Origin of the sequence: Mixta sp. Marseille-Q2659, from assembly GCF_940807255.1 — a bacterium.
Taxonomy (GTDB): domain Bacteria; phylum Pseudomonadota; class Gammaproteobacteria; order Enterobacterales; family Enterobacteriaceae; genus Mixta.
Window position 1 is genome coordinate 63474 of record NZ_CALNWY010000005.1, and the last position, 23342, is coordinate 86815.

A 23342-nucleotide genomic window follows, 5' to 3' on the forward strand; every position below is an offset into this window, starting at 1 on the left:
CTTAGCCGGGCTTTTTTATGCCTGTCATTCAGTATCCAGCACGTACGGACTGAACCGGATCACATCCTCGCCCAGCCACCTGTTTAATTCTTCCAGTCGCTTCTGCAAAGGGATAAGTTCGTTACGCACAAACACGCGGCTGGCCTTTTCCACGTCGCCAAATCCGCCGGTGTTGTTCGGGATAATCCCCATCATCTGCGGCGGTACGCGGTGCGCGGCCATCATGTCATCCCGTGACACGTTCTTGATATTCAGAAACTCATCCTTTGCCGCAACTTCTGACAGCGGGATAATCTGAATCCCGTCCTTTTTCCCGCTCGGCGAATACATAAACAGGTTACGGAAGTTACCCGGTCCTTTCGCGCTTCGCATCGCCTTGCGCATACTGTCCACGTCCTCCTGGCTCTGCGCCGGATCGGTCACGTACATGATGAAACCTGCATGGCTGCCGTTAAGGTAATACTTCCGGCGGAACAGCGTGGCCGACTCATTCAGCAGCGTAGACGGGATGGCTGACAGGTAGCCGGGAAGCCCGTAAATCTCCTGATTAATGTCAGGCTCCAGCAGATGAAAGATGTTGCCCGGCGTGAACTGGTAGGGCTGCGTGGTCAGGCCGTACTGCACAAACCAGTAGGTGTCTAAATCGGTGCCACGCCGGGTATATTTTGCCAGCGCTGGCTCCAGCGAGAGAATACCGCCCAGGCGGTTGGTACGCTTCTCCAGATAGGCATTACCAAACACCAGATAGTCCTGCACAAAGCGCGTAAAAGCCTGCTGACTGAGCAGCGGATGCGGGATATAGGTACTGCTGAGAATGTCACGCTTAACGGCAATCGGTGAGCTGTGATGCACGGCGGCACGGAACGTGCGCGCCAGCCCGTCAAAACTCACCGGCGGCTCATACCAGCGGTCCATCACCACGCATTCCACGTAGTCCAGCAGTTCGCGACGATCGAGAACCGGCACCGGATCACCAAAGGTGAACGCTTCCGCCGCCGGTGCGCCGGTCATGTTTTCCGGCTGGCTGACCGGTTGCGTGCGGGCGCGGTTTTTTCGTTTGCTCATCAGTAAATCTCCATAATGTTGCGGGTGTGGGCCGCTTCGCCCTGCAGGGGTTCGTTTGCCAGCGCGTGCATGGTTGCCCAGGCCAGATCCGCGTGGCTGGCTTCCTCGCTGCGGCTGGCTTCATAGGTGGGGCGGTTGCCGCTGGCCGTGACGGCTTTGCGGATCGCCATAAACGACTGCGCGATGTCGAGGTGCCCGGCGTCAAACTCCAGGCGCTGATGACTGATAATGTCGTACGCCTTCAGCACCAGGGCGTTTTTCACGTTCGGGTTGTAGACAAACTCCTTCACCGCCGGGAAAAACATCTTCACGTTTTCATACACGCCCAGACCGACGCCGGTGGAGTCGATGCCGATATAGGTCACGTTGTACTGCTGCGTCAGCTTTCTGATGGCTTCCGCCTGGGCGCGGAAGTCCATGCCGCGCCACTGGTGGCGCTCCAGAATGCGAAACTTGCCGCCCGGCACGGCAGGCGGGGCGATCACCACGCACCCGGCGCTGTCGCCGTTCTGCGTGCCTTTGGCCGGGTCGTAGCCTATCCAGACCTCCCGGAAGCCGAACGGGCGCAGGGCCAGTGCCTCAAAATCGGTCCAGACTTCCCAGCTGTCCACCATGCACGCCTGCAGCAGCGTAAGCGGGAACACGGACGCCAGGTCGTCCACAAACTCACACATCAGCAGGTTCTGGTATTCCGGCGGGCTGTACTCCAGGCGCAGCTGGTCAAGGTCAAACAGGTTACAGCCGCCGCGCACCGCGTCCTCCACGGTGACAATCTGGCGGAACTGGCCGTCATCGCAGAGGCGGCCCGGCGACAGGTTCGGGTGCGTCAGGTCGATGTCCACGCGATCGGCTTTGGCACGGCCCCGGTTAAACAGGGCACCGGACCAGAACGGATAGGCGCTGTGGGTCAGGCTGGACGGCGTGGAAAAGTAGGTCTGTCGCCATTTCTTGTGCAGCGCCATACCGGACGCCACCTTGCGCAGTTCCTGGAATTTCGGTATCCAGAAATATTCATCCAGATACAGGTTGCCGTGGTAGCTTTGCGCGGTGCGGGCATTGGTGCCCAGAAAGTACAGGCACGCGCCGTTGCTCAGTGTCATCGGGTCGCCTTTCAGTTCCACGTCCACTTCTTTGGCAAACTCAATGATGTACTGTTTGAATACGTGCGCCTGCGCCTTACTGGCCGACAGGAAAATCTGGTTGCGCCCGGTGGTCAGCGCATCAATCAGCGCTTCGCGGGCAAAGTAGAAGGTGGCGCCAATCTGGCGCGACTTCAGCACGTTGCGGATACGGTGTTTATTACCGGCGTCCCACCACTGGCGCTGATAGCCGAACATCGAGCCGTGAAAAATCTCCTGCAGCTTTTCAATCTGTTCGTCTGAAAACACGTTTTTTTCCGGCGGCTTACGTGGTCCGCTGTTGCGGTTCGCCACCTTCGGATTCAGGTCCGCTTCGTTCCCGCCGTTGCTGAATTTGCCGATGCGGGCGTGGCGCTCGGACTGGCGCGCCAGCAGGTCAATTTCCTTGAAGTCTTTCCCTTCTTTTTGCTCCTTCATGATGAGCTGGCAGTAACGCGCAGCCGTGGTGAGCTGCATCTGGTCAAGCGGGCCATAGTCGCCCCACTTGTCGCGCTTCTTCCAGCTGTGAACGGTCGCAGGCTTCTCTCCCAGCATTTCAGCAATGCGGGCGATACGGTATCCCTGAAAGTACAGGAGCATGGCCTGCCTGCGGGGATCGAGGTCGTCGGGCGTCATTATCGTGGTCATGGGCACAAAATACGGCCCCGCCGTCCGCTTTTCTGCTGCTGTGCTTTGTGTGGTTTTTCACACAATGTTCCCGCGTTGTTTCAGACCCCCTTCCGCCGCAAACATAGGGCCTCACGAGTTTTTCCTCAACGGAGCCTGACCTATGGCAGTGAAAGCAAAGCGTTTCCGGATCGGGGTGGAAGGTGCCACCACGGACGGACGCGAAATCCAGCGCGACTGGCTGGAAGAGATGGCGGCGAACTATGACCCGAAGGTCTACACCGCCGTGATCAACATGGAACACATCAAGGGCTACACGCCTGACAGCCCGTTCCGCCGCTTTGGCGTGGTGGATGCGCTGGACACGGAAGAAATTCAGGGTGGTCTGCTGGACGGCAAGCTGGGGTTGTTTGCCACCATTTCCCCGACCGACGAGCTGGTCACCATGACCGGGAAAATGCAGAAGCTGTTTACCTCAATGGAAGTCGCGCCGAAGTTTGCCGACACCGGCAAAGCCTACCTGATTGGCCTGGCGGTGACCGACGACCCGGCGAGCCTCGGCACCGAAATGCTGGCCTTCAGCGCCAGCGCCGCGCAGAACCCGCTGGCGAACCGCAAAAAGCACCCGGATAACCTGTTTACTGCCGCCACCGAAACCGTCATCGAGCTGGAAGAGGTGCCGGACGACAGGCCGGGCCTGTTTGCCAGCGTCACCGCGCTGTTCCGTAAAAAGCAGCAGTCCGACGATGCCCGCTTTTCGGACGTGCATCAGGCGGTGGAGCTGATTGCCACTGAACACCAGGACTACAGCGCCCGCACCGATGCCGCCCTGCAGGAGCAGGCAGCGCGCACCGGCGAGCTGGAAGCCGAACTGAATGAATACAAAGCCGCGTTTGATGCGTTGCAGGAACAGCTGAGCCGTCAGGACAGCCGCAACGATTATCGCCAGCGCGCACCGGGCGGTGACGCACCGGCAGGCACCCTGACCAATTGCTGATGGAGCAACAGACCCAATGAAAAAGAATACCCGCTTTGCCTTTAACGCCTACCTGCAGCAGCTGGCCCGCCTGAACGGCGTGGAAATTACCGAACTCTCCAGTAAGTTCAGCGTGGAGCCGTCCGTGGCGCAGACGCTGGAGGATCAGATCCAGCAGTCCACCGCCTTCCTGACCCTGATTAACGTCATGGGCGTGGCGGAGCAGTCCGGCCAGCTGCTGGGTCTTGGCGTGGGCAGCACCATTGCAGGCACCACCGACACCACGACGAAAGAGCGTGAGCCGACCGACCCCACGCTGATGGCGGACGTGGAATACAAATGCGAACAGACCAACTTTGACACCGTACTGACCTACGCGAAGCTGGACCTGTGGGCCAAGTTTCAGGACTTCCAGGTGCGTATCCGTGACGCCATCGTGAAGCGTCAGGCGCTGGACCGCATCATGATCGGTTTTAACGGCGTGAAGCGCGCCAAAACCTCTGACCGTGCTGCAAACCCGCTGCTGCAGGACGTAAACAAGGGCTGGCTGCAGAAAATCCGTGAGGATGCGCCGGATAATGTCATGGGCAGCAGCACCCAGGACGGCGTGACCACGGCGGACCCGTTGAAAGTGGGCAAGGGCGGCACCTACGCCAACCTTGACGCGCTGGTGATGGATGCGGTGAACGAACTGATTGACCCGATTTTCCAGGACGATGACGGACTGGTGGTGGTCTGCGGGCGTGAGCTGCTGTCCGATAAGTATTTCCCGCTGGTTAACCAGCAGCAGCCGAACACGGAGGCACTGGCCGCCGACCTGATTATCAGCCAGAAACGCATGGGAGGACTGCAGGCCGTGCGCGCGCCGTTCTTCCCGGCAAATGCCGTGCTGATTACCCGTCTGGATAACCTGTCCATCTACTGGCAGGAGGAGACCCGCCGCCGCTCGGTTATCGACAATCCGAAGCGCGATCGCATCGAAAACTTTGAGTCAGTGAACGAAGCGTACGTAGTGGAAGACTACCGCTGCGCGGCGCTGGTTGAAAACATCACCATCGGCGACTTCAGCGCGCCCGCTGATACCGGAGCGTAACGCATGAGCCTGAGTCCCGCACGGCAGCACCGCCTGCGCATTCAGGCCGAACAGGCCGCCCGTCAGGGCGGCAGCGTTCGCCATGCAAAGGGCTATGACTTGATGCTGATGCAGCTGGGTGAAGACCGCCGGCGCCTTAAGGGCATCCAGTCCACGGTCAAGAAAGCCGAAATCAAGCAGGAAGTGCTGCCCAAATACGCTAACTGGGTGGACGGCGTGCTGGCCGCCAACGGCGCACAACAGGATGACGTGCTGATGTACGTGATGCTCTGGCGCATCGATGCCGGGGACTATGCCGGTGCGCTGCGGATTGGCCGCCATGCGCTGAAACACGGCTGGGTGATGCCGCAGGGCTTTAACCGCAATGTGCAGACCCTGCTGGCCGAAGAGATGGCCGACGCGGCAAAGGCGGCGCTGCTGGCGGAGACCCCTTTTGATGAGCGGCTGCTGTTGCAGGTGCTGGACGTGACCGGCTCGCTGGATATGCCCGACCAGTCCCGCGCCCGTCTGCACAAGTCAACCGGCTGGCTGCTGCGTGAAAGCGATCCGCACGCTGCCCTTGACCACCTTAAACGTGCGCTGCAGCTGGATGAACGCTGTGGGGTGAAAAAAGACATTGAACAGCTGGAGCGCCTTCTGCGTAAGAGCGACAGCTGATAACCGGACGTGCCCACGCGCGGGGCGGCACGGGGTGGCGACAGGCATGGCCTTATCAAAACCCCGTCCACCGCCCAACTAATTCAGGAGAACCACGGCAATGAACTTTGTAGCGACGGAGCAGGCACCGGACACGCCGGAAATTATCGAAAACACGCCGTTCTGGCCGGACCTTAACCTGGCGGATTTTCGCAGCGCCATGCGAACGGACGGCACCGTAACCGCGCCCCGTCTGCGTCAGGTGGTGCTGACCGCCATTTCTGAGGTTAATGCGGAGCTGTACGACTACCGCAGCCGCCAGCAGCAGCTGGGCTATGCCTCACTGGCAGCGGTTCCGGCAGAAAAGCTGGCCGGGCAGAGCCAGCGCGTTCATCACTACCGCAATGCGGTGTGGTGCTGGACGCGGGCGGTGCTGAATGAGCGTTATCAGGACTATGACGCCACGGCGGCAGGCGTGAAGCGCGGGGAGGCGCTGGAGGATGCCACGGGCGACCTGTGGCGGGATGCGCGCTGGGCCATCAGCCGCGTGCAGGACCGGCCGCACAGCATCGTGGAGCTTATCTGATGAAGGTGCGTGCGCAGCAGTATGACACGGTGGATGCGCTGTGCTGGCGTCACTACGGGCGCACGCAGGGGCTGACGGAGCAGGTGCTGCAGGCGAATCCGGGGCTGGCGTCACATGGCCCCTTTTTACCCCACGGGCTGGAGGTGGAGCTGCCGGACGTCACGCCTGCAGCCACTGCGCAGACCGTGCAGCTTTGGGACTGAAATCATGACAACAGAACGCATCAGCGCGTTTATCACCTGGTGCATCGCGGTGGCGATGGCCTGGCTGGGTGAGATGTCGCTGAAAGATATTTCCACATATGTGGGGCTGGCGCTGGGCGTGCTGATGACGCTTATCAACTGGCATTACAAGCGCAAAACCTACCAGCTGCTGGAAAGCGGACGCATCAGCCGGAGCGACTATGAATCTGCAAACCGTTAAGCGCTGTACGGTGGGCCTGGTGCTGGCGATTGCCGCCACGCTGCCGGGCTTTCAGCAGCTGCACACCTCGCTGGAGGGGCTGAAGCTGATTGCTGATTTTGAGGGCTGCAGGCTGCAGCCGTACCAGTGCAGCGCCGGAAAATGGACGGACGGGATCGGCAACACCCACGGCGTGGTGCCGGGCAAAGCCATCACGGAGCGGCAGGCGGCGGAGAGCCTGATTACCAACGTGCTGCGCACGGAGGCAGTGCTGGGCCGGTGCATCGTCACGCAGCTGCCGCAGCACGTCTATGACGCGGTGGTGTCGTTTGCGTTCAACGTGGGCACCGGCAACGCCTGCGGCTCCACGCTGGTGAAGCTGCTGAACCAGCGCCGCTGGGCGGATGCCTGCCGTCAGCTGCCGCGCTGGGTTTACGTGAACGGCGTGTTTAATCAGGGGCTGGATAACCGCCGTGGGCGGGAAATGGCCTGGTGCCTGAAGGGGGCTGCATGATGCGCGCACTGGTGGCCGTGCTACTGATGGCCGTTGCGGCGATGTGCGTTCAGACGTGGCGGCTGGACAGGGCTGAGCAGGCGAACCGCAGTCAGAAAAACGCCCTGGCTGCGCTGGAAGCGAAGCTGAACCAGAAAAACAGCCAGCTGATTGCCCTGAATATCCTGACGCAGACCAACAGCCGGGAGCAGACCCGGCTTTATGCGGCTGCAGAAGAAACCCGTGCGCTGCTGCAGACGCGCCAGCGCCAAATTGAGGACCTGACCCGTGAAAATGAAGCCTATCGCCGCTGGGCTGCTGCCCCTTTGCCTGCTGTTGCTGTCCGGCTGCGCCAGCGACCGGCCATCACCGGAGGTCAGTCTTACCGTGACTGGCTGTCCAAAAATAACGCGCTGCCACCTGCCGGAAGCCGCCCCGCGCAGTAACGGCGATCTGATGCGCCTGCTGGATGAGACGGAAGCCGCCTGGGCGAACTGCGCGGACAAGGTGGACACCATAGTGAACTGCCAGGAAAAAGACGATGAACAAACCGCAGTCCTTACGCCACGCCCTGAATAAGTCGGTGCCCTACGTGCGGGAAAACCCGGACCGGCTGCACCTGTTTGTGGATAACGGTTCGCTGGTTGCCACCGCTGCCGCGTCCATCTCCTGGGAGTACCGCTACACCCTGAATGTGGTGGTGACGGACTTCACCGGTGACCAGAACCTGCTGATGGCGCCCATTCTGTACTGGCTGCGGGACAATCAGCCTGATGCGCTGCAGAACCCTGACGAGCGGGAAAAGCTGTTTACCTTTGAGGTAGACATTCTGGGCAACGGTGCATGTGACCTTAGCCTGAACCTGAAGCTGACGGAGCGGGTGCTGGCGCGTGAGGTCAACGGACAGATGCAGGTTGAAGCCGTGCCGGAGCCGGACGAGCCGGACGAGTTCTGGACGGGCCGCTGATGGACGAACTGCAGAAAGTGGATGCCTGGCTGGCCGCGCTGCTGGCAAATCTGGAACCCACGGCGCGCGCCCGGATGCTGCGCGAAGTGGCGCGGGACGTGCGGCGCATTCAGCAGCAGAACATCACCGCGCAGCGTGCGCCGGACGGGACCGCATGGGAGCCGCGCCGCATGACCGCCCGGACGAAACAGGGGCGGGTTAAGCGCAAGATGTTCACGAAGCTGAAAACGGCGAAGTTTCTGAAGGCGACGGCAAATGCCAGCCAGGCGGAAGTCAGCTTTACCCGGCAGGCGCAGCGCATTGCCCGCGTGCATCATTACGGACTGCGCGATCGGGTGAGCCGGGGCGGCCCAGAAGTGAAATACGCCGCGCGCCCCCTGCTGGGCATAAACGGCGAGGTGGAAACCACGGTGCAGGAGGCGTTGCTGCGCTGGCTGAATTGACTGGCATTTAAATTTTCACTTTGAGCTACTGCCATCGTAATTTAGCTGAAGCCTGTTGATGACAGTTGTTAATAGCATAGCTTCTTTAACTGCTCTACCAGCGCCGTCGGCGGAAGGGAATAGCTCGGCGGCGGTAAAGCCTGCAACTGAACATAAATGTAATAGACGAACAGCTTCAGTAACAGGAAGTGTGAATTTATAAAACTCAAATCCGTCCCCATAAAAATTATAATCTTCAAGTCCGTTTGTTTTTAATATGTCGTTTGTATAAGAATAAATTGGGTGAACTGAAAAGCTACCTCTCTGTGAAGGCAAATGTTTACTTACTGAACCTGGGGCTTGAATGAATTGCAGCTGATTTGAACTAGGCTGAATGGGATTTCTGACTGCCCATATTGCAAGTTTTTGTGAAATCCAGTCTTGTTCTTCATGTTTTTCAATAGCACCGCCTGCAGCAAAATAAGCTGCAATATATGGACTGTCACTCCAATCTAAAAGCCGGGTAGGAACACCATGATGTTGTGCCATCGCCATAATTTCATAAAGTTTAGGGTTAGGCCATAGTGCTGGATTGTCGAAGTATTTTCCATTCTCATTGGACGTAAGTATAAGGTTTTCATTTCTGAATAAAATTGAATCGTTTGGTATCGATATACCAACTCTATCGCATGATCGTGCGAAGTGAAAAAGCATGGCAATTTCATTTGCGACTATATCACTAAGGTTTTTTATGCCGCTTAATAAAAAGTTATTCTTATGAAACCCTTCCCTAAGTGATGTTGGAATAAGCTTCCAATTTGAATTTGCATGCCCACGAAATTTAAGGTGAGCAAATTTTCCTTTTTCATTAAGTCGTGTAGGTGACAACATATCCCATAATTCATCAGCACTTTGAGTTTCTGTAATCTTGTAAAAAAGCTGGCGGTTAGTCATGAGTAGGCCGTTGGCTTAGCTGGGTTTGTAATTGTGCTGTTCACGATACAACCATAATCAGATGCTATCAATGCATCCCTATGGATACCTTAGAGGGATGAATACTCAACTTACCGAAATCATGCGCCTTATCACCAACCTGATCCGCACCGGCATTGTGTCGGAAGTAGACCGGGACAACTGGCTGTGCCGGGTGAAAACGGGCGACCTTGAAACCAACTGGATTAACTGGCTGACCCTGCGCGCCGGCAGCAGCCGCACATGGTGGGCGCCTACCGTGGGGGAACAGGTTGTACTGCTGAGCCTCGGCGGCAATCTGGAAACCGCCTTTGCGCTGCCCGCCATTTATTCCAGTACCTTCCCGCCACCGTCCGATTCAGAAGCGGGCAGCGTGACCGAATACCCGGACGGCGGCTGGTTTGAATATGACCCGGCCAGGCATCGCTGGCTGATTAAGGGCGTGCAGAACGTGGTGATAGAGGGTGCCGAAAATATGGAGCTGAACACGAAGCGCTTTGCGCTTAACGCTGAGCAGGCGGAAATCAACGCGGAAATGACCATAAACGGCGGCGTGACGCAGAGCGGTGGCGCCATGAGTTCTAACGGCGTCATTGTGGACGATCATGATCACGGCGGCGTTGAACGTGGCAGCAGCAGAACGGACGGGCCGAAATGACAATGTATCTCGGCATGAACCAGCAGACCGGCAGGGCGCTGACGGACACCGACCATATCCGGCAGTCGGTCCGCGACATTCTGGTAACCCCGCAGGGCAGCCGCATTGCCCGGCGTGAATATGGCTCGATGCTGTTTGCCCTGATGGACCAGCCGCAGAACGATGCGCTGAACCTGCAACTGATGGCCGCCATCTACGCCGCGCTGAGCCGCTGGGAACCTCGTGTCAGGCTCAGTGCCCTGCAGGTCAGCCGCAACTATGACGGCTCCCTGCAGGTGGAGTTAACCGGGCAGCGCGCGGACGGTTCGCCGCTGGCCATGAACGTCTCAACGGGAGGAAACAGTGGCGGTAATTGACCTTTCACAGCTGCCCGCGCCGGAAGTGGTGGAGGTGCCGGACTTTGAAACGCTGCTGGCGGAACGCAAGGCGGCGTTTATCGCGCTGCATCCGGCCGATGAGCAGGCGGCGGTACGCCGCACGCTGGCGCTGGAGTCTGAACCGGTGGTTAAGCTGCTGCAGGAAAATGCCTACCGGGAAATCCTGCTGCGCCAGCGCATCAACGAAGCCGCGCAGGCGGTGATGGTGGCCTACGCGCTTGGCAGCGATCTGGACCAGCTGGCGGCGAATTACAACCTGAAGCGCCTGACCATTACCCCGGCGGACCCGGAGGCTATCCCGCCGGTTGAAGCGGAGATGGAAACGGACGATGACCTGCGCCTGCGCGTGCCGGATGCCTTTGAAGGGCTGAGCGTGGCCGGACCGAAAGCGGCCTATGAATTTTACGCCAAAAGTGCGGACGGGCGTGTGGCGGACGTATCGGCAACCAGCCCGGCACCGGCGGAGGTGTTAATTACCGTACTGAGCCGGGAAGGGGACGGCACGGCACCGGCTGACCTGCTGACTGTCGTGGACAGCGCGCTGAATGACGAAAGCGTGCGCCCGGTGGCGGACCGCGTGACGGTGCAGGGCGCTGAGATATTCCCCTACCGCGTGGAAGCCAGGCTGCATCTTTATGACGGTGTGGTGGCCGGTCCCTGTCTGGATGCCGCTAACGCAGCGCTGGCCGCCTACCTGAAAGAACAGGCGAAGCTGGGGCGCAGCGTGCGCCAGGACTCTTACGGGGCAGTGCTGCGTGTGGCTGGCGTGGACTGGGTGGAAATGGTCGAACCGGCCCGCGACATCATCATGGACCGCACGCAGGCAGGTTACTGCACCGGCACGCTGATAACGGTGGCGGGTGACGCTGCGGGGGGAGCGGTATGAGTCTGAACAACAGCCTGCTGCCGCCGGGTTCATCTGCCACTGAGCGCAGGCTGGCAGAAGCCTGCAGCGACCTGGCCGGGCTGAAGGTGCCGCTGCGTGAACTGTGGAACCCGGCAACCTGCCCGGTAAAGTTTTTGCCGTATCTTGCCTGGGCATTTTCGGTAGACCGCTGGGATGAGAGCTGGGCGGAGAGCGTCAAGCGCAAGGTGGTACAGGATGCGTTTTACATCCATCAGCACAAGGGAACCATCAGCGCGGTGCGCCGTGTGGTGGAGCCGTTCGGTTTTCTTATCCGCGTTATTGAATGGTGGCAGAACGGCGAGGCACCCGGCACCTTCCGGCTGGATATTGGCGTGCAGGAGCAGGGCATCACGGAAGAAAGCTATCAGGAGCTGGAGCGCCTGATAAGCGATGCGAAGCCGTGCAGTCGCCATATGCTGGGCATGTCCATCAACCTGCAAAGCGGCGGCCAGTGTTATCTCGGTGCCGCCAGCTATGGCGGTGACGATCTCACCGTTTACCCCTATACACCTGACATTATTTCCGTCAGCGGCCGGAGCTATCCGGGTGCGGCGACTCACGTTATCGACTTGCTGGAAGTGGGACCATGACACAAAAATATTATGCGATCGTAACCAACCTCGGCGCGGCGAAAATTGCCAACGCCGTATCGCTCGGCACAAAGCTGAATATCACGCACATGGCGGTGGGAGACGGTGGCGGTACGTCGCCCACGCCGAACGCCAGCCAGACGAAGCTGGTAAACGAGGTACGCCGGGCGGCGCTCAATTCGCTGACCGTTGACGCGGCCAACGGCAGCCAGATTATTGCAGAACAGATTATCCCTGAAACGGAAGGTGGCTTCTGGATTCGGGAGATGGGGCTGTTTGACGGTGACGGCACGCTGATTGCGGTCTGTAATACTGCTGACACCTACAAGCCGCAGCTGCAGGAGGGCAGCGGGCGTACGCAGCGCCTGCGCATGATCCTGATTGTCAGCAGCACGGCGGCCATCACACTAAAGGTGGACCCGTCCGTGGTGCTGGCAACGCGCCAGTATGTGGATGAAAACGTGCTGGAGGTACGCCAGTACGCGGACAGCCTGATGTCAAAACATCTGGCCGCTACCGATCCACATTCGCAGTATGCGCCAAAGGCCAGCCCGGTGTTTACCGGTACGCCAAAAGCGCCGACGCCCGCAGCGGGCAACAACTCCACGCAGCTGGCAACCACGGCATTTGTGACCGCTGCGCTTTCTGCGCTGGCCGGTGCGGCACCTGCCGCGCTCGATACGCTGAAAGAACTGGCCGATGCGCTGGGCAATGACCCGAATTTTTCCGCGACCGTTCTTAACCAGTTAGCCGGGAAAATGGATATAGCGAAAAACGGCAGCGATATTGCCGACGTGGCGGCGTTTCTTAAAAATCTTGGTTTGGGCGAGGCGGCAAAACTGCCAGCGCCGACGGCTGCACTTACTGGTGCTGGATGGTTAAATATTCCACTCAGTGATGGCGCCGCCATCATGATTCAGTGGGGTAGATTTACCTCATTGACTTCAGGGATGGAAGTCACTGTCGATCTTCCCGTAGCGTTTCCAAATAATATTTTCTCTGCTGTCGCTACTCATGATAATTCCGGGCACTTTGCCCGGCCAACCATTTATTCAATCACGGTATTAAGCCGTACCCAGGTCAAAGCATCAGCCACCATGTTGGACGCGGCAACAGTAGGCGGGAATGTGACACGGGGCGCTAACGGATCAGCATGTTATGGGCGCTATATTTTAATTGGCAATTAAAGGTTGGTTAGGGTTCTGTTGTTTGATACATGACACAACAGTAAGTCATTACACTCAGTGAAAAATAAATTTAGAGTAGGGCTTTATATTTTATCGGAGATTTTTAATGAGCTACTGGTTTAGTCCTAAAACTAATGCTTTTTATCCTAAAGTCCTTAAAGAAGCCTACCAGACTGCAGGGACACTGCCGGAAGATTTAAAAGATATAAGTAACGATACTTTTATGGAATTCACTGGGATTCCGCCAGTTGGAAAAGTACGGTCTATTGACAATGAAGGATACCCGTGTTGGGCTGACATGCCCGTTCATGAAGTAACTGAAGATGAATTAAAAGCGCAAGCCAGAACGTTACGTGATGATTTTATATTATCAACAGACAGAATGTTAATTGAGGACTACACCATTAATGGCACTCTTTTGTCAGGTGAGCAGCGAGAGGAATTATTAAATGTTCGCTCCAGCTTTAAAGTATGGCCTAACACTGAGGGATGGCCGTTAATCAAACTGCCAGATATTCCCCAGTGGATTTTAATTGAAGCTGTAAATAATGGCTATACTGTTCCCGCCTGGCCCAATTAACACTAATAAAAAAGCCCGAAAGGGCTTTTTATTTAGTACTCTAAATTGACTATTAATTTCCCCCTAATCTTAGCAACCTATTGCGATCCAGCAAAAAGAGTTTGCACCTGAGCTGCTGGTTGAGTAGGGTTGGGCCGACTGAAAAGACTAATTAAAATCCTGCATAGAGGTCGGGTAAATGCTGGCTATATATGTATTCGGAACATCATTACTTGTGGCTGTAACACACATTAATGTATTAGGAAACGAAATAGGGAAACTCCCCATTCCCCTATATTTATGTACACTTCCTCCAGGCACCGTAGCAGAGCCATGCTCAATCGAATAATCCACAGCAATCCTGCCCCACTGCAGGATAAGTCCACCGGGGAAAAACATATGGCCGTTACCAGATAAATTACTCCCAAAGCTGTTCATATCCGGGATGTGATTTTCTCCTGTTCCGACATCCCGTTTTGCTGCTTCGCCCAAACCAACGTTATATTCCGATCGCCAAATAAAAACCGTTGACGCTACCACTCGACGTGCTGGTAAGGCGCGCCACGGTAAATCCTGCGTTGTTTCTGTCAGTAGTTCCGTATGACAGACACGCAGCACCGGTATCAGTAACAAATATGGCAAAAATATCTTTTGGAAATACTATAGGGAACAGGACCTTCCCTGTCGCACTTCCTGCAGGGACAGGAGCATATCCCCACTGCAAAATTAATCCCCCGGCTATCTTCTGCCAGCCGGTTCTTGACAGACCGGATGAAAAAGCGCCCATGTCAGGGATTTGATTAGTATCGCTCCCAACATCCCGTTTTGCCGCTTCGCCCAAACCAACATTTGTGACACTAGTGGTAATGTCTTGGCGTCCTTAGTCCGCTATGTGCCATAAGTGGACATGGCTGATATCATGATGTACTAATCCACGGGGAACAGGTCACTTAAACTGTTTAAAATAAAAAAGGACTCCAAAGAGTCCTCTGAGTGTGGCATAACCTGTTTTAATTACCGTTAATGAACTTCTTGAAGAATTCAGCAAACTCATCATTGTCTTCGTTCTTGCCAGCCACATATTCTTCGAGAATTTTTCTACCAAATTTACGAACGTCCTGATCATGTCTAATATATCCAACTTGATCATTGTCAAAGTAGATGTTCATCAACTTAAGGATCTGGTTCTGGTTAAAGTCTTTATATTTCGAAAGTTTCTCGATTACTCTATGAGTTGCATGGAAATTAGGAGATTCTTCGAGATCCTTGATCGTGAGTTCTACTTCAAGATCGGCAAGGTTTGTTGCTTGTGGGAAGTGGTCTTTGATGAACTCAGACAAACGAGCGTACATGTGCGGCTCAGACTTTTTCTTTGTCTTCCACTCATGCTTCATGTACTCGTTCATATCACCTTCAATGAAGGGGCTTTTGTAGTCTGAGTCTTCGGTGATCAGGTAAAGATCCTCACCTTCTGGAATCTCTTTCAGCAAGCATTCCCAGTTAACAGCGTCGCCGTAAGATTTGTTCTTACCCGGTGGATTGCCTAGATCATAGCGCAGCATACCTTTCTTAATTGTTTCTTCCTCTGCCTCAATTATTGTAGCTACTCCAAAAATCCTTTTAATAACAATATCGGCGGCTAAAGTTTCAGTCCTGAACTGCTCCTGAATATCACTAAAAATTTTGTTCTTAATTTTATTTGATTCAGTGACAGCCTTGTTGAACTTTTTGATATCATCATGCTGTCTGAAGATGTGAGGAAGACCGGGTTTGTAGTCCTTCTCAATCTCTTTGATGTTGTCAGCTACAACTTTAGAGCGATTACGCCAGAACTCATTCTTCAGAAGCGCCGGGAGCCAAAGTTTAAGTTGTCCGTACTGGTGTAATGCAAAAACCTTGTCTAACTCGTCTAACTTATCCTTACCCATACGGTAGAAGTCTAAGAATAGATTGGTATCAATGAAGACGTTCATCAGATTTCCTTTCCATAAACATAAGGAAAACCACCCTATCAGACAATTCTTAACCATGCATCAAATATCAGTAAGTTTTCACATAATGTTCACTAACCTGATCTGCCTCCTGTTGATTCGCATAGAATGCTGTCAGTAATGTCCGCTCCTCGCTCATAGCGGACGCATTCGAATAGCAACGTTTTTACCAGCCTATACCCCATACTGTTACTGTAGAAGCTGATTTGGAATAGCTGGATGCAGCAGCAAAAGTCGCGCGATCTACTATTGCGGATGATGTGTAAGGATTACCGTTCGTTGCATAAATGGTCGAGTTGGTCAGCGCCTGAATTACTGAAAGGCAGGCGGCAGGAAATGAAACCGGCCATGATGAATTAACGACAACCATCGTCCCATCGGTAGATTGCGGCACGGTAACAGATTTCCACTGCAAAATAATATTCCGCACTGTACCGCCAATAACTACCGGTACGGACAGCCACCCTGAACCACTTGCTGCTGCTGAGGCCGCAGGCAGTTTTGCAGCCTCGCCCAAACCAACCAAAAACCGAAAGAAACCCCTGGCCCTGAAAAGCACCAGGCTGGCACACTCCATGCCATTTATGCGAGGTTTACCGTGCTGATTGGCTACATCAGGGTGTCAACAAATGACCAGAACACCGATTTGCAGCGTAACGCACTGCAGAGCGCAAATTGTGAACTGATTTTTGAAGACAGAATAAGCGGAAAAAAGGCAGACAGACCGGGACTGAAAAAAGCACTGCGCTGCCTGCAGGAGGGCGACACACTGGTGGTGTGGAAACTGGATCGGCTTGGCCGGAGTATGCGCCATCTGGTGATGCTGACTGAGGAACTGCGCGAAAAAGGAATAAACTTCCGCAGCCTGACCGACAGTATTGATACCAGCACACCAATGGGCCGCTTCTTTTTTCATGTCATGGGGGCGCTGGCGGAAATGGAGCGCGAGCTGATTGTTGAGCGTACCCGTGCAGGACTGGCAGCGGCGCGTGAAAAAGGTCGCATCGGCGGGCGCCGCAGGATAATGACAGAAGAGGTAACCGAAAGAGCCAGGCGGATGTTACGTAACGGTGCGACCCTGCATCAGGTGGCGCTGGTTCTGGATGTTTCGGTTAAGACGCTGTATCGCTACATCCCGGCAGCTGAGCAAAAGGAATTGAAAAAAAGCCAGTCGTCCGTTGTGTCAGACCTCATACAACAGCAAGGGCGTGAATCAACCGGAGCCACGTAACACCATAGCAAAACCCCTTAACCGGAGATTTGCTACATGGCAGACGATTATCATCACGGCGTGCGCGTTACGGAAATTAACGAAGGCACCCGCACCATTTCAACGGTAAGTACCGCGATTGTGGGCATGGTCTGTACCGCAGACGATGCCGACGCGGCAACCTTCCCGCTGAATACCCCCGTTTTACTCACCGACGTGCTGACCGCCAGCGGCAAAGCCGGAGAGTCAGGCACGCTGGCCCGTTCGCTCGATGCGATCGGCGACCAGGCCAAACCGGTGACCGTGGTCGTGCGCGTGGCGCAGGGCGAAACCGAAGCGGAAACCACGTCCAACATCATCGGCGGCGTGACCGCAGACGGCAAACGCACCGGCATGAAAGCGCTGCTGACCGCGCAGGCCAAATGCGGCGTTAAGCCGCGCATCCTCGGCGTGCCCGGACACGACACGCAGGCGGTGGCAACGGAGCTGTTATCCGTGGCGCAGAGCCTGCGCGGCTTTGCCTATCTCACTGCTTACGGCTGTAAGACCGTGGAAGAGGCGATCGCCTATCGCGCCAACTTCAGCCAGCGCGAAGGGATGCTTATCTGGCCGGATTTCATCAACTTTGACACCGTGCTGAACGCGGACGCCACGGCTTATGCCACCGCCCGTGCGCTCGGCCTGCGTGCAAAAATAGACCAGCAGACCGGCTGGCACAAAACCCTGTCCAACGTGGGCGTGAACGGCGTCACCGGCATTTCCGCAGACGTCTTCTGGGACCTGCAGGACCCGGCAACGGATGCGGGCCTGCTGAACCAGAACGACGTCACCACGCTGATCCGCCAGGACGGCTTCCGCTTCTGGGGTTCCCGCTGCCTGAGCGACGATCCGTTGTTTGCGTTTGAGAACTACACCCGCACCGCGCAGGTGCTGATGGACACCATGGCGGAGGCGCAGATGTGGGCGGTGGACGGTGCCCTGAATCCGTCGCTGGCCCGCGACATTATCGAAAGCATTCGCGCAAAACTGCGCAGCCTGGTCAGCCAGGGCTATCTCATTGGCGCCGACTGCTGGCTGGATGAGAGCGTGAACGACAAGGACACGCTCAAGGCGGGCAAACTCACCATTGACTATGACTACACGCCGGTGCCGCCGCTGGAAAACCTGATGCTGCGCCAGCGCATCACGGACCAGTATCTGGTGAACTTTGCCAGCCAGGTCAGCGCGTAAGGAGAAAAACAGATGGCATTACCCCGCAAGCTGAAACACCTGAACCTGTTTAACGACGGGAACAACTGGATGGGCATCGTGGAATCGTTGACCCTGCCGAAATTTACCCGCAAGTTTGAAAAATACCGTGGCGGCGGGATGCCGGGCGCGGTGGACATTGATATGGGGCTGGATGACGGCGCGCTGGATACCGAATTTTCCATCGGCGGCACGGAGCTGCTGCTGTTCAAACAGATGGGCGCCGTTACGGCGGACGCCATTCAGCTGCGCTTTACCGGCTCCATTCAGACGGACAGCACCGGTGAGGTGCAGGCCGTGGAGCTGGTCGTACGCGGTCGCCACAAAGAGGTGGATTCCGGCGAGTGGAAAACCGGTGAGAGCAACAGCACCAAAGTGTCCGGCACCAACAGCTACGCGAAGCTGACCATTAACGGCGAGGTGCTGTACGAGGTTGACCTGGTGAACATGGTTGAAATCGTCGGCGGCACGGATCTGATGGAAAAACACAAAAGCGCCCTTGGCCTCTGATAACCCCGGCAGGGGAAGCCCTGCCGCATTTTCTTAACGCATTCAGGACATAAAACGATGACAGAGATTAAACACGACGCCGTACCGCAGCCGCAGCAGAAAACCGTCACCCTGGACACGCCGGTAACGCGTGGCAAAGAGCAGATTACCAGCGTGACCCTGCGCAAGCCGCAGTCCGGCGCACTGCGCGGCACCCGCCTGCAGGCGCTGATGGATATGGACGTGAACGCGATGATGACGGTTATCCCGCGCATCAGCCAGCCCGCGCTGCAGCCGCATGAGATTGCCGAAATGGACCCTGCCGACCTGCTTTCGCTGTCGGTGGAGGTGGTCACTTTTTTGTTGCCGAAGTCGGTGCTGTCGGATTTCCCGACGAACTGACGGTGGATGACCTGGTGGCGGACATCGCCACCATTTTTCACTGGCCGCCGTCCGTCACTGACGTGATGCCGCTTACCGAAGTGCTGGAGTGGCGGCATAAAGCGATATTGCGAAGCGGAGCCGGTGACGATGAGTGACACAAACCTGCGGCTGCAGGTGGTTTTAAACGCGGTGGATAAAATCACCCGTCCTTTCCGAAACGCGCAGGCCGGTTCCAGGGAGCTGGCCGCCGCGCTGAAAGCCAGTAAAGACACCCTGAAATCCCTGAACGAGCAGGCCGGAAAAATCGACGGGTTCCGCAAAACCCGATCGCAGCTTGCCATCACCGAAAAAAATCTGGCCGCAGCCCGACAGGAAGCTGCCGCGCTGGCGACACAGTTTGCCGCCACCAACCGCCCCACGGCACAGCAGGCCCGACTGCTGGAGCAGGCCAAAAACCGCGCCAGCGAGCTGCAGCAGAAATATAACGGGCTGCGCCTGTCCGTGCAGCGCCAGCGTGAGGCGCTGAACGCCGCCGGTATCGATACAAAACAGCTGAGCGCCGCGCAGCGTCGCCTGAAAACCGACGCGGAAGCCGCCAGCGGTGCCATTGAGCGCCAGCAGGCGACCCTGCGAAAGCTGGGCGAACGGCAGCAGAAACTGAACGCCATCCGGGCGCGCCGGGAGAAAACGCAGGAACTGCGCAATAACCTTGCCGGGAACGGCGCCGGTATGGTGGCGTCCGGTGTAGCTGCGGGCATGACGATGATGGCCCCGGTCAGCGCCTACGCGCAGTCGGAGGACGCCGCCACGCAGCTGGCCGCCTCCATGATGGGGCCGGGGGCGAAAGTCGCGCCGGAGTTTGAAAAAATAAACCGGCTGGCCGTCAGCCTGGGCGACAGGCTGCCCGGCACCACGGCGGACTTCCAGAACATGATGACCATGCTGCGCCGTCAGGGCATGTCCGCGCAGTCCATCCTGGGCGGGCTGGGTGAAGCCACCGCCTATCTGGGCGTGCAGCTGAAGATGGCGCCCACGGAGGCGGCGGAGTTTGCCGCCAAGCTGCAGGACGCCACGCAGACCTCGGAAAAAGACATGATGGCGCTGACCGACATCATCCAGAAAGGCTTCTACGCCGGGGTGGATTCAGAAAACATGCTGCAGGGCTACGCCAAAATCGGCAGCGCGATGGACATCATCAAAATGAAGGGACTGGATGCGGCAAAAGCCTTTGCGCCGCTGCTGGTCATGGCGGACCAGCAGGGTATGGACGGCGGCTCGGCGGGGAACGCCTACCGCAAGGTGCTGCAGGCCATGATGGACACTAAAAAAATCGGCGGCGTGAACAAGGACCTGAAGGGCACCGGCGTGAAGTTCGACTTCACCAACGGCAGGGGCGAGTTTGCCGGGATCGAAAAGATGTATGCGCAGCTGGACCAGCTGAAAACGCTGAGTACGGAAAAGCGCCTGCGGACGCTCAAGGATATGTTCGGGGACGATGCGGAAACCCTGCAGGTCCTGAACAACATGATCACCAAAGGACTGGCAGGCTATAAGGAAACGGCGGCCAAACTGGAAAATCAGGCATCCCTGCGTGAGCGCGTGGACGCGTCACTGAACACACTCGGCAACAAATGGGACGCTGCCAGCGGCTCATTCACCAACGCAATGGCCGCCATCGGTGAAACCGTTGCGCCAGTGCTGAAGGAGCTGGCCGACTGGCTGGGCGATCTGGCCTCGGCGCTGGGAAATTTTGTAAAAGCGCATCCGCAGCTGACCGCCGCGCTGTTCAAAATGGCAGCCGGGTTTGCTGTCGCCATGACGGCCATCGGGGCGCTGTCGCTGGCAGCGGCGTCCATTCTCGGCCCGCTGGCCCTGATGCGGATGAGCTTCAGTATGCTGGGGCTGAAGGTGCCCGGCGCGTTCGGGCTTATCCGTAATGCGCTGGGCATCGTGGGCAAGGGCGTGCTGTGGCTGGGGCGGCTGATGCTGGCAAACCCGATTCTGGCCGTGGTGGGTCTGATTGCGATGGCAGCGCTGTATATCTGGCAGAACTGGGAGACGCTGGGGCCAAAGTTTGCCGCGCTGTGGGTCACCATCCGCGATGGTGCAATTGGTGCATGGAATACCATCACCACCTGGATAAGCACTAAATGGAATGAAATCACGTCAGACCTCAAGGCGCTGCCCGCCCGTTTTCAGGAGGCCGGGGCGCAGATGATTGACGGCCTGATGGCGGGCATTAGTCAGAAATGGGAGGCACTGAAAAGTAAGCTGACGTCGCTGAACAGCTACCTGCCGGACTGGATGAAGCCGGATGCCGCAGGCGGCAACGGCCCTGCGGGCAAGCCTGCGGCGCCGAAGAAAACAGGCTTTGCCGGGCTGTTTGACAGTGGCGGTTTTATCCCGTCCGGGCAGTTTGGCATTGCTGGCGAAAACGGCCCGGAGCTGGTAAACGGTCCCGCCCGCATTACCAGCCGCAGGCGTACCGCCGCGCTGGCCGCCACGGCGGCGCTGGCAATGGGCGCTGCTGCCACGCCTGCAACCGCCCGCCCGCTGCATCCGATGAGCCTGCCGGTTAAGTCCGGGGCAGCGGTAAAAGCAGCCAGTGCCGGAAGCAGCCCGGCGCCCGCCGTGACCATTCACGCCCCGATTACCATTGTGCAGCAGCCAGGGCAGAGCGCACAGGACGTGGTGGCGGAGGTGATGCGCCAGCTGGAGGCAAAAGAGCGGCAGGCGCAGGCCCGCGCCCGCAGCAGTTACCGTGACCGGGGAGGATTTGACGAATGATGATGACGCTGGGTTTGTTTGTTTTCATGCTGAAAACGGTGCCGTATCAGGAGCTGCAGTATCAGCGCAGCTGGCGCTTTCCCACCAACAGCCGCGTGGGGCTGCGGCCGTCAGCGCAGTTTCTGGGGCCGGACACCGACACGCTGACGCTGACCGGCACGCTGCTGCCGGAAATTACCGGCGGCAGGCTGTCGCTGTTTGCGCTGGAGCAGATGGCGGAGCTGGGCAAGGCGTGGCCGCTGATTGAGGGCAGCGGCACCATCTTCGGTATGTTCGTGATCGAGAGCCTGAACCAGACGAGGGCAGAATTTTTCAGTAACGGCGCGTGCCGACGCATCGAGTTCACGCTGACGCTGAAACGGGTGGACGAGTCGCTGGGCGAGATGTTCGGCAGCCTGAGTGACCAGCTGGCATCGATGCAAAAGGCTGCCAGCGGCGCAGCAGGAAAAGCGGCTGCCGCCGTGGGAGGGCTGTTCCAGTGAGCGCAATACAATGGGTAACCGGCACGGCCAGCGCGCCCACCTTTCGCCTGACGATGGACGGCGCCGACATCACGCAGCGCATTGAAAAGCGGCTGATTAGCCTGACGCTGACGGATAACCGGGGCTTTGAGGCGGACCAGCTGGACATTGAGCTGGACGACGCGGACGGCCAGCTGCAGCTGCCGCGCCGGGGCGTTCAGCTTACGCTGGCGCTGGGCTGGCAGGGCGAGCCGCTTATTTCCAAAGGTTCTTACACCGTGGACGAAATCGAACACACCGGCGCACCGGACAAGCTGGTACTGCGCGCCCGCAGCGCCGACTTTCGCGAAACGCTCAATACCCGGCGCGAAAAGTCATGGCACAAAACCACCGTGGGCGACATGGTGAAAGAGATTGCCGCCAGGCACAAGCTGGACCCGGCGCTGGGTGAGGATATGGCAAAGATGGCGATCGATCACCTGGACCAGACCAACGAGTCAGATGCCAGTTTTCTGATGCGCCTGGCGCGCCAGTGCGGGGCGCTGGCCTGCGTGAAGAACGGAAAACTGCTGTTTATCCGGCAGGGGCAGGGCAGGACGGCCAGCGGTAAACCCCTGCCGGTTATCACGCTGACCCGTTCGGCGGGCGACAGTCACCGCTTTACCCTGGCGGACCGTGACGCCTACACCGGCGTGATTGCCAGCTGGCTGCATACCCGTGAACCGGCCAAAAAGGAAATCACGAAGGTTAAGCGCAGGCGGAAAAGCACCGCGAAGAAAAAGGAGCCGGAGGCAAAGCAGGGCGATTATCTTATCGGCACGGATGAAAACGTGCTGGTACTGAGCCGGACCTATGCTAACCGCAGCAACGCGGAGCGGGCGGCTAAAATGCAGTGGGAGCGACTGCAGCGCGGCGTGGCAACATTCTCCATTCAGCTGGCGCGGGGGCGGGCCGACCTTTACACGGAAATGCCGGTGAAGGTCAGCGGCTTCAAAAAGCAGATAGACGGTAGCAGCTGGATCATTACTACGCTGACGCACAGCTTGGGCAGTGACGGCGGGTTTACCACCAGTCTGGAACTGGAAGTGAAGATAGATAGTCTCGAAATGGAATAAGAACTATCCCATTATGGTTGTT

General features: G+C 57.4%; 31 protein-coding genes. 25 read left to right on the top strand and 6 right to left on the bottom strand.

The genetic code is table 11. From position 1 onward, the window contains the following. Positions 1-24: 24 nt before the first annotated feature. Together P3C52_RS05470 and P3C52_RS05475 are read right to left on the bottom strand one after the other, a co-directional pair. The gene (locus P3C52_RS05470) at positions 25-1065 is read right to left on the bottom strand and encodes a phage portal protein (RefSeq protein ID WP_275554177.1); all 1041 of its coding nucleotides are present in this window, start codon (positions 1063-1065) and stop codon (positions 25-27) included. Continuing rightward, entirely contained in the window at positions 1065-2831 is a 1767-nt protein-coding gene (locus P3C52_RS05475) for a terminase ATPase subunit family protein (RefSeq protein WP_275554178.1), read from the bottom strand. The genes P3C52_RS05470 and P3C52_RS05475 overlap by 1 nt, the downstream gene beginning before the upstream one ends. 142 nt (positions 2832-2973) lie before the next feature. On the opposite strand from P3C52_RS05475, the gene P3C52_RS05480 reads away from it, so the two are divergent. The 11 genes from P3C52_RS05480 to P3C52_RS05530 all read left to right on the top strand — a co-directional run bounded on the left by P3C52_RS05480 (position 2974) and on the right by P3C52_RS05530 (position 8406). Then, a complete protein-coding gene (locus P3C52_RS05480) occupies positions 2974-3807 on the top strand; it encodes a GPO family capsid scaffolding protein (protein WP_241700228.1) in 834 nt (277 codons plus the stop codon). A 16-nt stretch (positions 3808-3823) separates the two neighbouring features. Further along, entirely contained in the window at positions 3824-4879 is a 1056-nt protein-coding gene (locus tag P3C52_RS05485) for a phage major capsid protein, P2 family (RefSeq protein ID WP_275554179.1), read from the top strand. 3 nt (positions 4880-4882) lie between these two features. Then, the gene (locus tag P3C52_RS05490) at positions 4883-5536 is read left to right on the top strand and encodes a terminase endonuclease subunit (RefSeq protein ID WP_275554180.1); all 654 of its coding nucleotides are present in this window, start codon (positions 4883-4885) and stop codon (positions 5534-5536) included. A 100-nt stretch (positions 5537-5636) separates the two neighbouring features. Continuing rightward, on the top strand, positions 5637-6101 hold the full coding sequence (locus tag P3C52_RS05495) for a head completion/stabilization protein (protein ID WP_275554181.1): 465 nt from the start codon (positions 5637-5639) through the stop codon (positions 6099-6101). Then, the gene (locus tag P3C52_RS05500; protein WP_150034663.1) at positions 6101-6304 is read left to right on the top strand and encodes a tail protein X; all 204 of its coding nucleotides are present in this window, start codon (positions 6101-6103) and stop codon (positions 6302-6304) included. Before P3C52_RS05495 ends, P3C52_RS05500 begins: the two co-directional genes overlap by 1 nt. 4 nt (positions 6305-6308) lie before the next feature. Further along, positions 6309-6524, top strand: coding sequence for a holin (locus P3C52_RS05505; protein WP_275554182.1), 216 nt, complete (start codon positions 6309-6311; stop codon positions 6522-6524). Then, positions 6505-7017, top strand: coding sequence for a lysozyme (locus P3C52_RS05510; protein WP_275554183.1), 513 nt, complete (start codon positions 6505-6507; stop codon positions 7015-7017). The genes P3C52_RS05505 and P3C52_RS05510 overlap by 20 nt, the downstream gene beginning before the upstream one ends. After that, positions 7017-7442: an Rz-like lysis system protein LysB gene (gene lysB, locus P3C52_RS05515; protein WP_275554297.1), complete on the top strand. Its 426-nt coding sequence runs from the start codon at positions 7017-7019 to the stop codon at positions 7440-7442. Before P3C52_RS05510 ends, lysB begins: the two co-directional genes overlap by 1 nt. Beyond that, a complete protein-coding gene (gene lysC / locus P3C52_RS05520) occupies positions 7333-7575 on the top strand; it encodes an Rz1-like lysis system protein LysC (protein WP_275554184.1) in 243 nt (80 codons plus the stop codon). Before lysB ends, lysC begins: the two co-directional genes overlap by 110 nt. Beyond that, positions 7538-7963 carry a phage tail protein gene (locus P3C52_RS05525; protein ID WP_275554185.1) on the top strand — a complete coding sequence of 142 codons (426 nt, stop codon included), beginning with the start codon at positions 7538-7540 and terminating at the stop codon, positions 7961-7963. Before lysC ends, P3C52_RS05525 begins: the two co-directional genes overlap by 38 nt. Further along, positions 7963-8406 (top strand): phage virion morphogenesis protein, encoded by a 444-nt coding sequence (locus P3C52_RS05530; RefSeq protein WP_275554186.1) that lies wholly within the window; start codon positions 7963-7965, stop codon positions 8404-8406. The genes P3C52_RS05525 and P3C52_RS05530 overlap by 1 nt, the downstream gene beginning before the upstream one ends. Before the next feature lie 15 nt (positions 8407-8421). On the opposite strand, the gene P3C52_RS05535 is transcribed toward P3C52_RS05530, so the two are convergent. Beyond that, a complete protein-coding gene (locus P3C52_RS05535) occupies positions 8422-9339 on the bottom strand; it encodes an FRG domain-containing protein (protein ID WP_275554187.1) in 918 nt (305 codons plus the stop codon). Positions 9340-9436: 97 nt separating this feature from the next. Here P3C52_RS05535 and P3C52_RS05540 point away from each other — a divergent pair, with 97 nt between their 5' ends. The 6 genes from P3C52_RS05540 (at position 9437) to P3C52_RS05565 (ending at position 13656) form a co-directional block, all read left to right on the top strand. Next, on the top strand, positions 9437-10015 hold the full coding sequence (locus tag P3C52_RS05540) for a phage baseplate assembly protein V (RefSeq protein WP_275554188.1): 579 nt from the start codon (positions 9437-9439) through the stop codon (positions 10013-10015). Next, positions 10012-10371, top strand: a complete 360-nt coding sequence (locus tag P3C52_RS05545) for a GPW/gp25 family protein (RefSeq protein WP_275554189.1) — start codon at positions 10012-10014, stop codon at positions 10369-10371. Before P3C52_RS05540 ends, P3C52_RS05545 begins: the two co-directional genes overlap by 4 nt. Then, positions 10358-11278: a baseplate J/gp47 family protein gene (locus tag P3C52_RS05550; RefSeq protein ID WP_275554190.1), complete on the top strand. Its 921-nt coding sequence runs from the start codon at positions 10358-10360 to the stop codon at positions 11276-11278. Before P3C52_RS05545 ends, P3C52_RS05550 begins: the two co-directional genes overlap by 14 nt. Further along, positions 11275-11889 (top strand): phage tail protein I, encoded by a 615-nt coding sequence (locus P3C52_RS05555; RefSeq protein WP_275554191.1) that lies wholly within the window; start codon positions 11275-11277, stop codon positions 11887-11889. Before P3C52_RS05550 ends, P3C52_RS05555 begins: the two co-directional genes overlap by 4 nt. Further along, positions 11886-13076, top strand: a complete 1191-nt coding sequence (locus P3C52_RS05560) for a phage tail protein (protein WP_275554192.1) — start codon at positions 11886-11888, stop codon at positions 13074-13076. Before P3C52_RS05555 ends, P3C52_RS05560 begins: the two co-directional genes overlap by 4 nt. Positions 13077-13182: 106 nt before the next feature. Further along, on the top strand, positions 13183-13656 hold the full coding sequence (locus P3C52_RS05565) for a tail fiber assembly protein (protein ID WP_275554193.1): 474 nt from the start codon (positions 13183-13185) through the stop codon (positions 13654-13656). A gap of 147 nt (positions 13657-13803) precedes the next feature. Here P3C52_RS05565 and P3C52_RS05570 read toward each other — a convergent pair whose 3' ends face one another. The 3 genes from P3C52_RS05570 to P3C52_RS05580 all read right to left on the bottom strand — a co-directional run bounded on the left by P3C52_RS05570 (position 13804) and on the right by P3C52_RS05580 (position 16152). Further along, the gene (locus P3C52_RS05570; RefSeq protein WP_275554194.1) at positions 13804-14175 is read right to left on the bottom strand and encodes a hypothetical protein; all 372 of its coding nucleotides are present in this window, start codon (positions 14173-14175) and stop codon (positions 13804-13806) included. A 470-nt stretch (positions 14176-14645) separates the two neighbouring features. After that, positions 14646-15608, bottom strand: coding sequence for a PIN domain-containing protein (locus P3C52_RS05575; protein WP_275554195.1), 963 nt, complete (start codon positions 15606-15608; stop codon positions 14646-14648). A 184-nt stretch (positions 15609-15792) separates the two neighbouring features. Then, positions 15793-16152, bottom strand: a complete 360-nt coding sequence (locus tag P3C52_RS05580) for a hypothetical protein (protein WP_275554196.1) — start codon at positions 16150-16152, stop codon at positions 15793-15795. 72 nt (positions 16153-16224) lie between these two features. Between P3C52_RS05580 and P3C52_RS05585 the strand changes: the two genes are divergently transcribed. The 8 genes from P3C52_RS05585 to P3C52_RS05620 are packed head-to-tail and all read left to right on the top strand — an operon-like array spanning position 16225 to position 23320. Beyond that, positions 16225-16857 (top strand): recombinase family protein, encoded by a 633-nt coding sequence (locus P3C52_RS05585; RefSeq protein WP_084971542.1) that lies wholly within the window; start codon positions 16225-16227, stop codon positions 16855-16857. A gap of 36 nt (positions 16858-16893) precedes the next feature. Then, positions 16894-18066 carry a phage tail sheath protein gene (locus tag P3C52_RS05590; protein ID WP_275554197.1) on the top strand — a complete coding sequence of 391 codons (1173 nt, stop codon included), beginning with the start codon at positions 16894-16896 and terminating at the stop codon, positions 18064-18066. A 12-nt stretch (positions 18067-18078) separates the two neighbouring features. Further along, positions 18079-18594 carry a phage major tail tube protein gene (locus P3C52_RS05595; protein ID WP_250650635.1) on the top strand — a complete coding sequence of 172 codons (516 nt, stop codon included), beginning with the start codon at positions 18079-18081 and terminating at the stop codon, positions 18592-18594. A 57-nt stretch (positions 18595-18651) separates the two neighbouring features. Further along, positions 18652-18975 (top strand): phage tail assembly protein, encoded by a 324-nt coding sequence (locus tag P3C52_RS05600; protein WP_275554198.1) that lies wholly within the window; start codon positions 18652-18654, stop codon positions 18973-18975. Between the two features lie 14 nt (positions 18976-18989). Beyond that, a complete protein-coding gene (locus P3C52_RS05605; protein ID WP_084971544.1) occupies positions 18990-19112 on the top strand; it encodes a GpE family phage tail protein in 123 nt (40 codons plus the stop codon). Continuing rightward, positions 19105-21744 carry a phage tail tape measure protein gene (locus P3C52_RS05610; protein WP_275554199.1) on the top strand — a complete coding sequence of 880 codons (2640 nt, stop codon included), beginning with the start codon at positions 19105-19107 and terminating at the stop codon, positions 21742-21744. The genes P3C52_RS05605 and P3C52_RS05610 overlap by 8 nt, the downstream gene beginning before the upstream one ends. Next, positions 21741-22226 carry a phage tail protein gene (locus P3C52_RS05615; RefSeq protein ID WP_250650632.1) on the top strand — a complete coding sequence of 162 codons (486 nt, stop codon included), beginning with the start codon at positions 21741-21743 and terminating at the stop codon, positions 22224-22226. The genes P3C52_RS05610 and P3C52_RS05615 overlap by 4 nt, the downstream gene beginning before the upstream one ends. Next, positions 22223-23320, top strand: coding sequence for a phage late control D family protein (locus P3C52_RS05620; protein ID WP_275554200.1), 1098 nt, complete (start codon positions 22223-22225; stop codon positions 23318-23320). The genes P3C52_RS05615 and P3C52_RS05620 overlap by 4 nt, the downstream gene beginning before the upstream one ends. Positions 23321-23342: the final 22 nt, after the last annotated feature.